Annotated in this window: 8 protein-coding genes and 1 tRNA gene; 6 read left to right on the top strand and 3 right to left on the bottom strand. The window is 60.2% G+C overall.

Going from position 1 to position 13,240, the window contains the following annotated elements; all coding sequences use genetic code 11:
* Nucleotides 1–172: 172 nt before the first annotated feature.
* The 5 genes from Q1B40_RS04775 to Q1B40_RS04755 all read left to right on the top strand — a co-directional run bounded on the left by Q1B40_RS04775 (nucleotide 173) and on the right by Q1B40_RS04755 (nucleotide 6,341).
* Nucleotides 173–967 (top strand): GntR family transcriptional regulator, encoded by a 795-nt coding sequence (locus Q1B40_RS04775; protein WP_299810786.1) that lies wholly within the window; start codon nucleotides 173–175, stop codon nucleotides 965–967.
* 96 nt (nucleotides 968–1,063) lie between these two features.
* Nucleotides 1,064–2,104 carry a TRAP transporter substrate-binding protein gene (locus Q1B40_RS04770; protein ID WP_299810783.1) on the top strand — a complete coding sequence of 347 codons (1,041 nt, stop codon included), beginning with the start codon at nucleotides 1,064–1,066 and terminating at the stop codon, nucleotides 2,102–2,104.
* A gap of 31 nt (nucleotides 2,105–2,135) precedes the next feature.
* Nucleotides 2,136–2,636 carry a TRAP transporter small permease gene (locus Q1B40_RS04765; RefSeq protein ID WP_299810780.1) on the top strand — a complete coding sequence of 167 codons (501 nt, stop codon included), beginning with the start codon at nucleotides 2,136–2,138 and terminating at the stop codon, nucleotides 2,634–2,636.
* A gap of 51 nt (nucleotides 2,637–2,687) precedes the next feature.
* Nucleotides 2,688–3,959, top strand: a complete 1,272-nt coding sequence (locus Q1B40_RS04760; RefSeq protein ID WP_299810777.1) for a TRAP transporter large permease — start codon at nucleotides 2,688–2,690, stop codon at nucleotides 3,957–3,959.
* Between the two features lie 51 nt (nucleotides 3,960–4,010).
* Entirely contained in the window at nucleotides 4,011–6,341 is a 2,331-nt protein-coding gene (locus Q1B40_RS04755) for a DUF3604 domain-containing protein (RefSeq protein WP_299810774.1), read from the top strand.
* 97 nt (nucleotides 6,342–6,438) lie between these two features.
* Here Q1B40_RS04755 and Q1B40_RS04750 read toward each other — a convergent pair.
* The 3 genes from Q1B40_RS04750 to Q1B40_RS04740 all read right to left on the bottom strand — a co-directional run bounded on the left by Q1B40_RS04750 (nucleotide 6,439) and on the right by Q1B40_RS04740 (nucleotide 7,978).
* A tRNA-His gene (locus tag Q1B40_RS04750) sits at nucleotides 6,439–6,515 on the bottom strand.
* A 190-nt stretch (nucleotides 6,516–6,705) separates the two neighbouring features.
* Nucleotides 6,706–7,218, bottom strand: a complete 513-nt coding sequence (locus Q1B40_RS04745) for a phasin (RefSeq protein ID WP_299810771.1) — start codon at nucleotides 7,216–7,218, stop codon at nucleotides 6,706–6,708.
* A 373-nt stretch (nucleotides 7,219–7,591) separates the two neighbouring features.
* A complete protein-coding gene (locus tag Q1B40_RS04740) occupies nucleotides 7,592–7,978 on the bottom strand; it encodes a phasin (RefSeq protein ID WP_299810768.1) in 387 nt (128 codons plus the stop codon).
* 580 nt (nucleotides 7,979–8,558) lie between these two features.
* On the opposite strand from Q1B40_RS04740, the gene Q1B40_RS04735 reads away from it, so the two are divergent.
* Nucleotides 8,559–12,986, top strand: coding sequence for an ATP-binding protein (locus tag Q1B40_RS04735; RefSeq protein ID WP_299810765.1), 4,428 nt, complete (start codon nucleotides 8,559–8,561; stop codon nucleotides 12,984–12,986).
* Nucleotides 12,987–13,240: the final 254 nt, after the last annotated feature.

The following is a 13,240-nucleotide window of genomic DNA, read 5'->3' as shown; positions in this document are numbered from 1 at the left end:
ATTTTTCGCCCTGCCGTGCACAGCACGTAGACATATTTTGCGAGAATTCCGCAATTTATTTGGGCTTCATGATTATAAAATATTCATGCTTCCCTTATTCCTATATAGGACTTGATATCAAAATATTCTGTTTTATGGTGTTTTCAGCTAAGTCCTAGAGAGGACCTGATCCATGACACAGAAACCGCTGCGGGTCGTTCCCGGCAGTAAATCAGGTGGAGCGAAGGCCAAACACCGCCGGATCTCCGAAGAGATCCTGAGCGCCATCGAAGACGGGCGCTGGGTGCCGGGCGAACGCCTTCCCGCCGAAGATCAACTCGCCATCGAGATGAAAGCCAGCCTGGGCACGGTACAGCGCGCCTTGCGTTCGCTGGTGCAGATGGGCGTGGTCGAGCGCCATCACGGCCGCGGCACCTTCGTGACCGGTGCCCGCGCCCAGGAAGGCCAGTTGCGGCACTTCCGCTTCATGGCCGAGGGCGGCACGCAGCTTCTGCCGGTCTATTTCAAGATTGTCGGCATTGAAACCGTCCGCGAAAGCGGCCCCTGGAGCAGTTTCTTCGGTGAGCGTGAGGACAACTACATTCACATCCACCGCCTGGTGAACGTGAATGACGAATTCGACGTCTTCAGCGAGATCTATCTGCCCGCCAGCCGCTTTTCCGAAATCGCCGGCATGAGCGAAGCGACTCTGAACGGCGTCTCTTTCCGCGACTTTCTGGCCGAACGCTTCAACGCGCCGACCATCAACACGCATCAGACCATGGCCTGCCAGCCGCTGCCGCCCCGGGTGACGCGGACGCTGAATGTGCCGCATGGCCAATACGGCATCGTCTGGTCGATCGGCGGACTGAGCTATCGCAACACGCCGATTACCTGGCAACGGATATTCGTGCCGCCGAGCGACCGGGTCATCGAAATCGTTCCAACGAGTGCGGTCGAGCAATCGCCGTTGCAGGAAGTTTTTTGAACTGACGGCGCCCGTTCGGGCGCCGGGGAGAAAAAACGAGAATGGGCGGTGAAGCCCATCATGCGGATTTTTCAAACGCAGACAGGAGCACCTTCCATGAACCTGACCTTACTCACTTCCAGCAGCTTGACCGGCAAACTGTTTCGGGTTGCACGAACAGCCATTACGGCAGCTTCCCTCGGCCTGATGACCCTGAGCGCGGCCGGCGCCCAAGATTATCCGGAAATGACCCTGAAATTCGGGCATCCCTATAACGAAAACCATCCGCTCGCCAAAGGCGCCCAGAAATTCGCCGACGAAATCGGCGAAAAGTCCGGCGGAAAGATCAAGATCCAGGTCTATGCGAACAGCACCATCGGTTCGTCCCGCGAACTGGTGGAAGCCGCGCAGATCGGGGTGGTCGACTTCGCACTCGTGCCGACCACCAACGTGGCGAGCTTCTACTCGCCGCTGGACATCTTCTACCTGCCGTTTCTCTTCCGCGACAGCGAGCACGCCTATGCCGTGTCCGACGGACCGGTCGGCCAGTCGCTTTACGACGGCCTGCAGAAGGCGACCGGCATCCATACTCTTGCAATGTACGAGAGCGGATTCCGCACGATCACGACCCGCGACAAGAAAATCGAAATGCCCGACGACATGAAAGGCGTCAAATTTCGTGTCGTGAACAACCCGCTCAACGTGGCCACGTTCAAGGCCCTTGGCGCCAACCCGACGCCGATGGCGCTCTCGGAAGTCTTCACCGGCCTGCAGCAGGGCACGGTCGACGGACAGGATAACCCGGTCGGCAACGTCAAGGCCTTCGGCTTCGACAAGGTGCAGGGCAACATAACGCTGTCGCGCCATCAGTGGGCGGGCATCATGTTCCTGGCCAGCGACAAGCTCTGGCAGTCGGCCACCGACAGCGCGAAAGAGCTGTTCACGGCAACCGCCCTGGAAACCCAGGACTGGGAGCGCGAAGCCCTGAATGCCGTCGAGGCGTCCTACCTGAAGGAAATGGAAAGCGACGGAATGACGGTGACCCGCCTGACCCCGGAGCAGGCTGCTGCTTTCCAGGCGGCCATGGAGCCGGTCTGGGATGAGTACCGCGAGAAAATCGGCGCAGAGCTGATCCAGTCCGCAGTCGACACGAAGTAAGCGACAAAACCACCGGCAGGGAATTCACATCATGCAGGTCATCAAAAAATTCCTCGACCTCTCCGAGACCGCCCTGTCGGTGGTATGCGTCCTCAGCTTCGCCGCGATGTTCGTTCTCGGCATCGCGACGGTGGTCTTCCGCTTCATCATCGAGAGTTCACTGGCCTTTCCCGACGAGCTCATCCGGTATCTCTTCATCTGGATGATCAGCCTCGGATCGGCCGTTGCCCTTAGGCGGAACCTTCACGCGGCGATCGGGGTGGTCGTTTCCCACCTTCCCCTTGCACTGCACCGCACAGCGGTGGTGAGCGCCACGCTGCTCGGCATGGTTTTCTTCGTGCTGATCCTGATCAACGGCTTGCGGCTGACCCTTCGGGTTCAACCGCAGATCTCGCCTGCGCTGGAAATCTCCATGGCGTGGGTTTACGGCGCCATTCCCGTCGGAATGGCCTTCCTCATCCTCTATTCGCTGGAACTGACCGTGAAGCAGCTCAGGGCGCCCGCCGCCGAGCTTCTTTCCGAAGGCCAGTAATACCCAAGGGCGTTGATTATGACCCCTCTCAGCCGGAATCGGTAGACAGCCATGGTAACAGCCGCGATTTTCGGATCTCTCATTCTGCTCATGCTCATCCGCACGCCGATCGCGGTGGCGCTGGGCCTGTCGAGTGTCCTGGGACTGGTACTCAGTGGCATCGATCTGCAGATAGCCGCGCAGCGCCTGCTGTCGACGAACAACTCCTTCCCGCTGCTGGCCATTCCGTTTTTCATCCTCGCGGGTGAAATCATGTCGACAGGCGGCATGTCGCGCCGGCTGGTCAACTTCGCGGGGGCCCTTGTCGGGCACATGACGGGCGGCCTCGGTGCGGTTGCCATACTTGGTTCGAGTTTCTTCGCCGCGCTCTCTGGGTCGAACGCGGCAACGGTCGCCGCCATCGGCGGGGTGATGAACGGACCGATGGAGGAAAAGGGCTACCGCCCGCAATACACCGCCGCCACCATTGCCGCTGCAGGCGTGACGGGAATGATCATTCCGCCGAGCATCCTGCTCATTCTGTATGGCGTCGTCAGCGGGGTTTCCATCGCCGATCTCTTCCTTGCGGGCATGGTACCGGGGATCGTGATCTGTGTGAGCATGCTGGCGCTGAACTGGTTCCTCACCCGGCGGGAGGGCATCGAGAAGACCGAATTCCAGGGCCTGCCGGGCATCTGGGACAGTTTCCGCGCCGCCTTCCTGCCGCTGCTCATGCCGGTCATCATTCTCTCCGGTATTTACGGCGGCGTGTTCACGCCGACCGAGGCGGCCATCGTCGCCGTGCTCTACGGCCTGATCGTCGGCTGCATCTACCGGGAACTGACGCTGGCGGATCTCTACAGGGCCTTCTACAAGGCCGTCCTGTCCTCCGCCGTCGTGATGTTCATCATGAACGCGGCCGGGGTCTTTGCCTGGCTGATCACGATCAACCAGATCCCGCAAAGCATTTCCGCCTATCTGGCCGAAACCGCGGGCGGGCCGATCGTCTATCTGCTTCTGGTGAATGTCTTCCTGCTGTTCGTCGGCTGCATCATGAATGCCGCCGCCGCAATCGTGATCTTCACCTCCATCCTTTATCCGGCCGCCATGAGCTTCGGCATCGACCCGGTGCTGTTCGGCATCATCGTCTCGGTAAACCTGAGCATCGGCACCGTGACGCCACCGCTCGGCGTCGACCTCTTCATCGCCTCGGCAATCACCAAGGTCCCCATCGAGAAGATCGTGACCACGATCTGGCCCTACATCGGCGTGCTGCTCCTCGATCTTCTGATCATCACCTACTACCCGCCCGTTGCCCTGTTTCCTGTCTGGCTGTTCGGCTGAGCGTGACCTGACGCGCCCCTCGGCCCAACCGATCAAAAAAGAAGGTTTCAAATGTCTTCCAGCCCATCAGCGACCGCTTTCCAGGACCGTCCCTGGGAGGCCATGGACAGCGGTGTGATCCGCGACCCGATCTCCCCCTCCCTTCTCGGACAGGCAACCATCACGCCGGCCGGCGAATTCGTTGCAGGGTCCTATGCGTCCTTCACCCTTGTCTATACGGCGGGCACTTTCGGCGTTGACGACTCCGGCAGCCTGCGGGTTTGCTTCCGCTTCGCATCCGATCAGGGCAATCCTCAGTTCGACGATCCGTCCGGTGCCAACTACTGCACCGTGGAAGCATCCAACGGAGCCGTGCTGCAACTCCGCTGGGATCCGAAGGGCAATGTGCGCCCCTGGGACCGCACGCTCTGGATCAAGGTGGTGAAGGGGTTCCTGCAGGAAGGCGACAGCATCACCATCCGCTTCGGCGTCACCGATCACGGTGGACCGGGCATGCGGCTGCAGACCTTTTGCGAGGAAACGTTCGAGTTCAGGGTGCTGGTCGACCCGATCGCCACCTTCAATTTCCAGACCCTGCCCGTGCAGCCGATGATTGCCATCGTTCCGGGACCGGCCGTCAAATATGCCGCAATCATGCCGACCCTGCGCCGGCCGGGCGAGGTGTTTTCGCTGAAGATCAAGGGCGAGGACAAATGGGGCAATCCGACGGATCGCTGTTCCGGCAAACTGTATCTGGAAGCCGAGGGCGCGATCGCCGGCCTGCCGGACAGCACCGAGATGAAAGAAGGCACATTCGGCGTCACGATTGACGGTCTTTCCCTGAAAGAGCCCGGCAAGGCCGCCGTTACCGTCAAGGACGAAAGCGGCCGCGTCGTCGCGCGGACCAACCCGGTGATCGCCGAAGACCGGAAACTGGTGCACTTCTGGGGCGACATGCACGGCCAGTCAGAAGAGACCATCGGCACCAACAGCGCGCGCGGCTATTTCGCGTTCGCCCGCGACAAGGCCTGGGTCGATGCCTGCGGTCACCAGGGCAATGACTTCCAGATCACCGACCTGTTCTGGGCAGAGCTGAACCGGATTACCGCCGAATTCGACGACCCGGGCACATTCGTGGCGATGCCGGGTTACGAATGGTCCGGGAACACCGCTCTGGGCGGCGACCGCAACGTCTTCTTTCCGACCGACGACCGCATTATCCGGCGCTCTTCCCACGCGCTGGTCGAAGACACGACGACAGCCGACACCGACTGTTTCACCGCCGGGGAGCTGTTTCAGGCTTTCGCCGAAAACGGGGAGAAAGACGTCGTCTGTTATGCCCATTGCGGCGGACGTTATGCCGATATCGGTCTTGCCCATGACGGGCGCTTCGAAAGATCGGTTGAGGTCCATTCGTCCTGGGGAACCTTCGAATGGCTGCTGCACGATGCGCTCAAGTTCGGGTACCGCGTCGGCGTGGTGTGCAATTCGGACGGACACAAGGGCCGTCCCGGCGCGAGCTATCCCGGCGCGGGCAAGTTCGGCGCCATCGGCGGCCTGACCTGCTTCCACACGGCGGAGCTGAGCCGTGAGGCGCTGCTCGACTGCATGCGCAAGCGGCGCCACTACGGCACCACCGGCGGCGATGGCGGGCGCATGGCGATCAGCGTCGAGGCGCGTTTCAGCGAAGACGCCGCTCTGTATCACGATGACCCGAAGTTGTTCGACAGCAAACCGGTTTCCTCGCGCACGGCGATGATGGGCGATATCGTTCAACTGCCTTCCGGAGAGATGGAACTGAATGTCGCCGTCGACAGCAATTCCCCCATCCTGAAAGTCGATCTTTTAAACGGTCTTGAGCTGGTGGAAACCATTCGCCCCTATTCAGAAGAGGACCTGGGCGCGCGCCTGCGGCTTCATTGGGAAGGGGCGGAATACCGCGGCCGATTCCGGGAGGTCATCTGGGACGGAACGGCGACGGTTTCCGGAAACAGCATCACCGACATCACGCCGATCAATTTCTTCAACCCGGACAAGACGATCGACGCCGTCAATGCGGCGGAAGTGACCTGGAAGGCTTTGACGACCGGAAATTTCGGTGGCGCAGACCTTTACCTGGACACTGCAGCGGAGGGAGTGATTTCGGTAAAGACGCCACTTGTGTCCTTCGATCTGCCGATCGCGGAAATCGGACAGGAGGAAGTGGTCTTCGATGCGTCCGGAGAGTTGCCCCGATTCCTGAAAATCAGCCGGCTGCCATCGGTCAACCCGCACAGATCCCTCACCTTCTCCCGGCCCGTTGAGTTGAAGGCCAAAGGGGACAACCCGCTCTATATCCGTGTCGAGCTCGAGGACGGCACCCGCGCCTGGACGAGCCCGGTGTATGTTTATCGGTCAAATTGAGAAAGTGGGCTTGTCGCAGGAAGGTCGTCAGCTTTGGAGGAGATGTTCCGGACGCTCTGAAGCGTCACTCATCTGCCGCGACAGGCCCGCTTGGGAATGGTACAGACGAGTGGGTTCGAACCACCGACCTTCGGAGCCACAATCCGACGCTCTAACCAACTGAGCTACGTCTGCTTAAGGGCATTCAAGGCGGCGCGGAACCTGCTGGCCCGGACCACCGTTTGCAAGGGCGTCTTCTAACCCCGTTTCTGCAAACCGGCAAGTCTGAATTTTCTGAAAAAACCGGTCTGTTGAAAAGCAAATGCCCGGGGAAAACCCCGGGCATCGGATCTGATAGCCGTCTTGAACGTTCAGTTCAAAAAGCTCAGTGAAGCTTCATTTCCTTGAAGGACTTTTCGAAAGCTTCCTTGACCGGTGCAGATACGTCGGTACCAAGCTTGGTCGCCATTTCCTGCATTTCCTTGGTCTGGGAGCTCACAGCTTCGAACTGCTCACGTGCGAACGTGGACTGCAGTTCGATAGCTTCAGCCACCGATTTCGCGGACATCAGGTCCTTGAAGAAGGTGAACGCCGCATCGGTGTTCGCTTTGGCCGCATCGACAGCCTTGTGGTTGAACTCGACAACGCCCTGGCGGGACGTTTCGAACGTGTCTTCCATCAGGTCGGTCGCGTCTTCAGCAGCGGTTTTCACCTTTGCATATGCGTCGCGTGCGTTTTCGATGCCTTTTTCCGTGGCTTCACGGAACGCGGCAGGAACTTCCATCTTCGGCATTGCGAAGGCTTCGAAGTCCGGGAAAGCTACACCGGCAGGAGCCGCTTTTGCTTTGGTTGCACGTGCTTTCGGGGCCGCTTTGGCTGTTGTGGTTGTCTCAGTCATGATCTCATCTCCTTGAGTTCGGATGCGATCATCGGTTTGTTTTCTTCCCGCCGAACTTTTGTCGACGGACCCTGTCGTCATCCGCAGGCTCTACATAGTGTATCATTTGTTGCATTGCAACATTTTTTTGCACTGCACAATAAAATGAGTTCTGAAGAGGTTCCGGATGGTCAGGCGGCTAGGCGATGCGCGGGTATCATTGTCCCGCTCCGCCGTCGTAGGCAGCTTCCGTCAGCGCGCCCTGGGAAGGACGTCTTTTAAGTTACTACAACTGGAACATGCAGTCTACTGATCTGATCAGATCAGATCTGATCTAGGGCGTATCACGCGGGGTGATCGCACCCCGCGCGGGACGTCCGTTCCGGACGGCCGGTTACTTCTTCTGGGCTGCCTTGGCCGCGTCCTGGACCGCCTTGGTGGCGGAGTTGGAGAATTCGCGTGCCTGTTCGCCGAGGTTTTCCATCTGGCTGCGCAAATAATCCTGCTGGAGCTTCATCATTTCCTCAAGGTCATTCGCCTTGACGAGTTGCTGTGCAAACTGGAAAGCGGCGTCAACGTGCTCCTCGGCGTAGGTCAGGGCCTTCTTGTTGACATCCGCGGCACCTGCCTGAACGGCGGTGGCGCTGTCTTCCACATTGGAAACCGCTTTTTGGGTCGCCCCCATGAAATCGTCGAATGCTTTGCGCGCCTGGTCGACACTCTTGTCGGCAAATTCACGCATCTGGTCGGGGATTTCGAAACCGTTCTTGTCTTTACTCATGTCGGCGCTCCTCGGGTTGCAGGATGATAGGGGGTGTGGAAATCCTGAACACGTTTCCTGCCAAAAATACGTATCATGGAGATGGCGATCCGGCAAACCTGTGTCTTTGGACAATGCACCTGTGAACAGGACGAACCGGAGACGGGAAACTTCCAGAACACGAAATGCCAGGTTGCGGGAGGCGCCGCGTTTCCGATGCCCTGCCCGAGGGGGTGTGGGAAAAAGACAGCCTGGTGCGCGGAGGCGCAAAAGCGGCTTTCAGCAGCCAGACCCATCCAGTCCGGTTTCCCGGAAATGATCATCAGGCGGTCCGGCACGGCCAGCTCGTCGTCTCCCAAAGTGCCGCTACGTTGTTTCCAGGAGCATCCGGGGACGACTTCAATCGGGCGAAATCAGGCCCATATCCGTTACAGGTTCGGCGTCCGGATTAACCACGCCTTCACGTAACCCCTTTTACAACCGTGCTTTACGTGGACGACGCGTGAGTTTGCTTGTATTAACGGGTTGTTTACCAATGCAGGCAGATCCGGCAGCCGCGTGCACCGTAAACCGGTGTTGCAGACCAGTTTGGAGCAGAGCCATGGACAGTCAGACCCAATCATTCCTGGAACTGAGCGCCATGGATGATCTGGTTGAGTTGATTGCCGATAAAAGAGCGGCCTGGCTCTGGTCGGCCGACGGAGCGCGCATCCTTTGGGCAAACGCCGCCGGAGCCTCGTTTTTTTCCGTCTCCGCCGTTTCCGGCCTTGCCACCCTCAGCTCCCTTGAGCGCTCTCCGGCGCGTCCGCATATCGCCCGCATCGCGCAGTCCGGTTCGACGGACAAGTTCAGCATCGACCGCCTCCGGTTCTACCGGGGCCTGAGGGTCATGCTGCTTACGTGCCAGTGCAGACGGGTCGTGCTGGAATCCGGCGAGGACGCGGCCCTGATTGTCTGCGGCGACAAGGGACTTGTTACGGCGCGCGAGCCCGTCCCGGCTTTCGCTCACATGCTGACGGGTGACGACACGACGGTTTTCCTGACCGCTGGCAACATGGTCGAAGAACGCCTTGGCGATCTGGAAGGGTCTCCGGCGGATCCGGGTCTTCCGGAGGATCAAAAGGCCCTGTTCGGCCCGCTGGAACTTGACGGCGGCTTCCATGAAGGTGTCGTGCTGGAAGTTTCGGCCGGTCGGCGACTGATGGTTCTGGACAATGCTCCTCTGGCGGATGAGACGTCCGAAGAGCCGGACGCCTCCGACAGCGTCGTTGCAGTGCCCTCCCCGGAACCCGTGCTTGCGGCGGACGATGCCGAGGACATGTCCGGTCTGAGCGAAGAGACCGGCGACGGAGTTTCAAAAGACGTCGGCGATGACGAACTGGAAAGCGCAGCCGAAGCCAATGACGCCGCAGTTGAGGACGCACCGGTTGAGGAAACCGCAGCCGAAGATCTGTCCGATGAACTGGACACTGCGGAAGACATTCAAGCCGTCGCGTCGGGCATCACCGACGAGAGCGAACATGTCGCCGGTCCGGATGATGCGGCACCTCAGTATGATGCGGAAGACGACGCTGAACCGGATGCAGGTTTGGGGAGCACGGCCGAAGAGGACGCCCCGCAAGGAACCGCAGACCTTTCAGAGGAACAGCCTGTCGCGGCCGAAGACGAGACGTTTGTCTTCCGTCCCCGCCGCCGTCCCGTCCGCTTCGCGTGGAAAATGGACATCGACCAGCGCTTCACATTCCTCTCGGACGAATTCTCCGAAGTGCTCGGCCCGGAAGCGACGGATATCGTCGGCCTGACCTGGGAAGAGGTTTCGGAAAAATTCGAGCTGGATCCACGCGGCAACATCGCGCGCGCGCTCGACCGTCGCGACACATGGAGCGGCAAGACGGTCGACTGGCCGGTCAGCGGCGCTCCGCTGCGGGTGCCGGTGGACATGGCCGCCCTGCCCGCCTTTGATCGCAACCGGAAATTCGAGGGCTATCGTGGTTTCGGCGTCTGCCGGACCGCCGATGCGGTTGAAGCCAAGGAGGTCCTCCTGAGCACGGCCCTGTCCAGCTTCGATCAGTCCTTTTCCGAAGAGCACGCAATCGAAGATGCAGGCGATGCGGCGCCGGAGATCGACACCGACACCGATGAAACGCCCCAAGGCGAGGATGCCGACGGCATTATCGAAGCCGCATCTGAAGTCGAGAGCCAGGCAAGAGAAAGCCCGGACACCGAGGCCCCAAGCGCCTTGTTGGACGACGCGGAGACGGCTGGCGAAGACCTGCTGCACAGCAAAGAAGAGAGTGGCGACGAAGAAGACAGCGACCTGAGCGATGCGCCCGCGACCTCTTCACCGGATGCTCAGGATAACATTTCCGCGCAGGAAGCAGCCGACGCGCCGAAGGACAGCCTCGCCGACCTGAAACCGGCGCAACCCGACAGCTTCGGCGGCAAGACATTTCTCGGTGCCAGCGCCGCCGCCCTGGTCGGGTCCCTTGCCAGGTTCACCGGGACGCCCGCATCGAAACAAACCGGCAAGCCGAAGGAAACACCGGAAGAGGTTGCAGACCCGGAGCAGCCGACCGAGAGCGACGAGGATTACGAAGACACGCGGCGTGTCGCGGCCTCTCTGGACGACAAGCTGAAAGCGCTCGAGACCGGCACAGCCCTTCCGGAGGCACCGGCTTCCACCGAAACCGAGATCTCCCCCGCGGATGCTCCCGGAAATGAAGACCCGGACAGAGACGGCGAAGAAGACGCCACCGCGTCCGAAGCCATAGACACGGATCTTCCGGAACCGGAAGTTTCGATGACCGGCGACGCGCCTTCCGCCGAAGAAGCTCCTGAAGAAATTCCCGTTGAAGAGGAGCCCACCGGAATTGCCGGGTCCGCCCCTCTGGAACCTGCCGAAATTGAAAACGCGGTCAGGTCGCTGGCGAAAAACTACGACATGGCGAAAAAGAAGTCGCGCGATCTGTTCGACCACGAAGACGCCGTTTCAAGCGACGCATCCACGACTGCGACGGAACAGGACAACGGCGCTGACGAGACGCAGGGTGCTGCCGAAACCCCGGCCGAAGAGGCTCCGGAGGACGAACAGTTCGAACCGGTTCCTCCGCTGGAAGATGCCAATTTCGACATCATCGAAGAGGACGGCCGCAGGATAGAAGAAGTTGCCGCTGAACTGGACGCCGATGACGACAGCAACGACGAGCGCGATTTTTATGAAGAAACCGCCGCTTTCGTAGCCGAAGAAGAGACATCGGATCCGGCGGAAGACGACAGTGACACAGCCGAACAGGAGCCGGAAAGACCGACCGGTCAGGTCATTCCGCTCGCGACAGCCAGACCCCGTGTGGTTCCGGTCGACACATCCGGCCTTTCCCGTCCGGAGCGCCAGGCCTTCCGCAAGATCGCCGAAGCCCTCGGAGCCCGGCTTGAGGGCGACCTTGTCGACTTCGACGGGTCCGATGGCCCCGAGATCGACGACCTGCCGCCCGAAGAACCGGAAGCCGGGCCGATCGATCCAAGCCTGCTGGACCGCCTGCCGATCGGTATCGCAGTCGTCCATGACCGCGAAGTGCTCTATGCCAACAAGGTTCTCCTCGGCATGCTCGGCTACAAGTCGGTCGCCGCGCTGTGCGAGGCTGGCGGCCTTGAAGCCCTGTTCATAGACGACACCGAAGATCTCCCCGATGCCGACGGCATGGACGGTGAAGTGGATGAGGCGATGAAGCTGCGCCTCGCCGGCGGCGGCGTGCTGACCGTCGATGCGCATATGCATTCCGTCCCGTGGAACGGCAGCCGCGGACTGATGATCTCGATAACGGAGCGCCAGGTCAAACAGGCGCCGGTGAGCGCTGCCCCGCAGGCCGCGCCGAATTTCTTCGCCGAGGTGCGCTCCGAACTGGAGAGCGCCCGCGGCCAGATCGCCGAAATGGACACCATCCTGGAAACGGCGACGGACGGGGTTCTGGTTCTCGATCAGACCGGCAACATCCTGAAGGTCAACGGCTCCGCCGAGGCGTTGTTCAGCGCCAACCGCTCCGACATGATCGGCGCGCCGTTCACCGAATTCCTGGCGCCGGAAAGCCACCGGGCGGCGGCCGACTATCTGGATGGTCTTACGCGCAACGGTGTCGCCAGCATCCTCAACGATGGCCGGGAAGTGCTCGGCAAGGTTCCGGCGGGCGGCCTCATTCCGCTGTTCATGACCATAGGCCGGATCACCAACAGCAAGGACGACGCGAAATACTGCGCGGTGCTGCGCGACATCACACAGTGGAAGACGGCTGAAGAGGAGCTGACGCAGGCCAAGCGCCAGGCGGAAAATGCCAGTTCGCAGAAATCCGACTTCCTGGCCAAGATCAGCCACGAGATCCGCACGCCGCTAAATGCGATCATCGGATTTTCCGAAGTCATGATGGAAGAGCGGTTCGGCCCGATCGGCAATGACCGCTACAAGGACTACCTGAAGGACATCCGCACGTCCGGTTCGCATATCATGAGCCTGATCAACGATCTTCTGGATCTCTCCAAGATCGAGGCCGGCAAGCTGGACCTGAAGTTCTCGGCGGTGTCGACCAATGACGTGATCAACGAATGCGTGGCGCTGATGCAGCCGCAGGCAAACCGGGAGCGGGTCATCATTCGGGCCAGCCTGCCGGAATCCGTGCCGGACGTGGTGGCCGATCCGCGCTCTCTGCGCCAGATCGTCCTCAATCTTCTGTCCAATGCGATCAAATACAACAAGTCCGGTGGTCAGGTGATCCTGTCCACTGCGCTGGAAAGCAACGGCGAAGTGGCGCTCAGGGTGCGCGATACGGGAACCGGCATGACCGCCAAGCAGCTTGCGGCCGCGCTCGAACCGTTCCGTCAGCTTCACACCGCGAGCCGCGGTGGCGGCACGGGCCTCGGACTGCCGCTGACCAAGGCGCTGGTTGAAGCCAACCGGGCGAGCTTTCATATAGACTCCACGCCCGATCAGGGCACACTTGTGGAGATCGTCTTCCCGACCCAGCGGGTTCTGTCGGAATAAAAGCCGGCACCGGGATTAATTCCGATACATCATTTCGGATTGCCGGAGGGCGCGATCAAACATTTTCGTGATCGCGCCGGGCTGCATTTCTACCGCGCAAAGAAAAGTTGATATTTAAACTCTTGTTTTCGCAGGATTTTTCCGGATCATTGTGGAGTGCAATCCTCCAGTTAGTTTTGAATAATTCTAAAGTGTTGATTTTACTCTATTTATTGACTTGTCACAGCCTTCACGACATATTCGCGCTCAAACAA

The sequence above is a fragment of the uncultured Roseibium sp. genome (assembly GCF_947496995.1).
In the GTDB taxonomy this organism is placed as follows: Bacteria; Pseudomonadota; Alphaproteobacteria; order Rhizobiales; family Stappiaceae; genus Roseibium.
The sequence above is the reverse complement of the archived record's forward strand: the minus strand, read 5'-3'. Positions and strand labels throughout refer to the sequence as shown.

Bases quoted from the DNA above. Each gene is read 5' to 3' on its own strand.
- Q1B40_RS04775 (WP_299810786.1), top strand. From the start codon at position 173: ATGACACAGAAACCGCTGCGGGTCGTTCCCGGCAGTAAATCAGGTGGA.
- Q1B40_RS04770 (WP_299810783.1), top strand. From the start codon at position 1,064: ATGAACCTGACCTTACTCACTTCCAGCAGCTTGACCGGCAAACTGTTT.
- Q1B40_RS04765 (WP_299810780.1), top strand. From the start codon at position 2,136: ATGCAGGTCATCAAAAAATTCCTCGACCTCTCCGAGACCGCCCTGTCG.
- Q1B40_RS04760 (WP_299810777.1), top strand. From the start codon at position 2,688: ATGGTAACAGCCGCGATTTTCGGATCTCTCATTCTGCTCATGCTCATC.
- Q1B40_RS04755 (WP_299810774.1), top strand. From the start codon at position 4,011: ATGTCTTCCAGCCCATCAGCGACCGCTTTCCAGGACCGTCCCTGGGAG.
- Q1B40_RS04745 (WP_299810771.1), bottom strand. From the start codon at position 7,218: ATGACTGAGACAACCACAACAGCCAAAGCGGCCCCGAAAGCACGTGCA.
- Q1B40_RS04740 (WP_299810768.1), bottom strand. From the start codon at position 7,978: ATGAGTAAAGACAAGAACGGTTTCGAAATCCCCGACCAGATGCGTGAA.
- Q1B40_RS04735 (WP_299810765.1), top strand. From the start codon at position 8,559: ATGGACAGTCAGACCCAATCATTCCTGGAACTGAGCGCCATGGATGAT.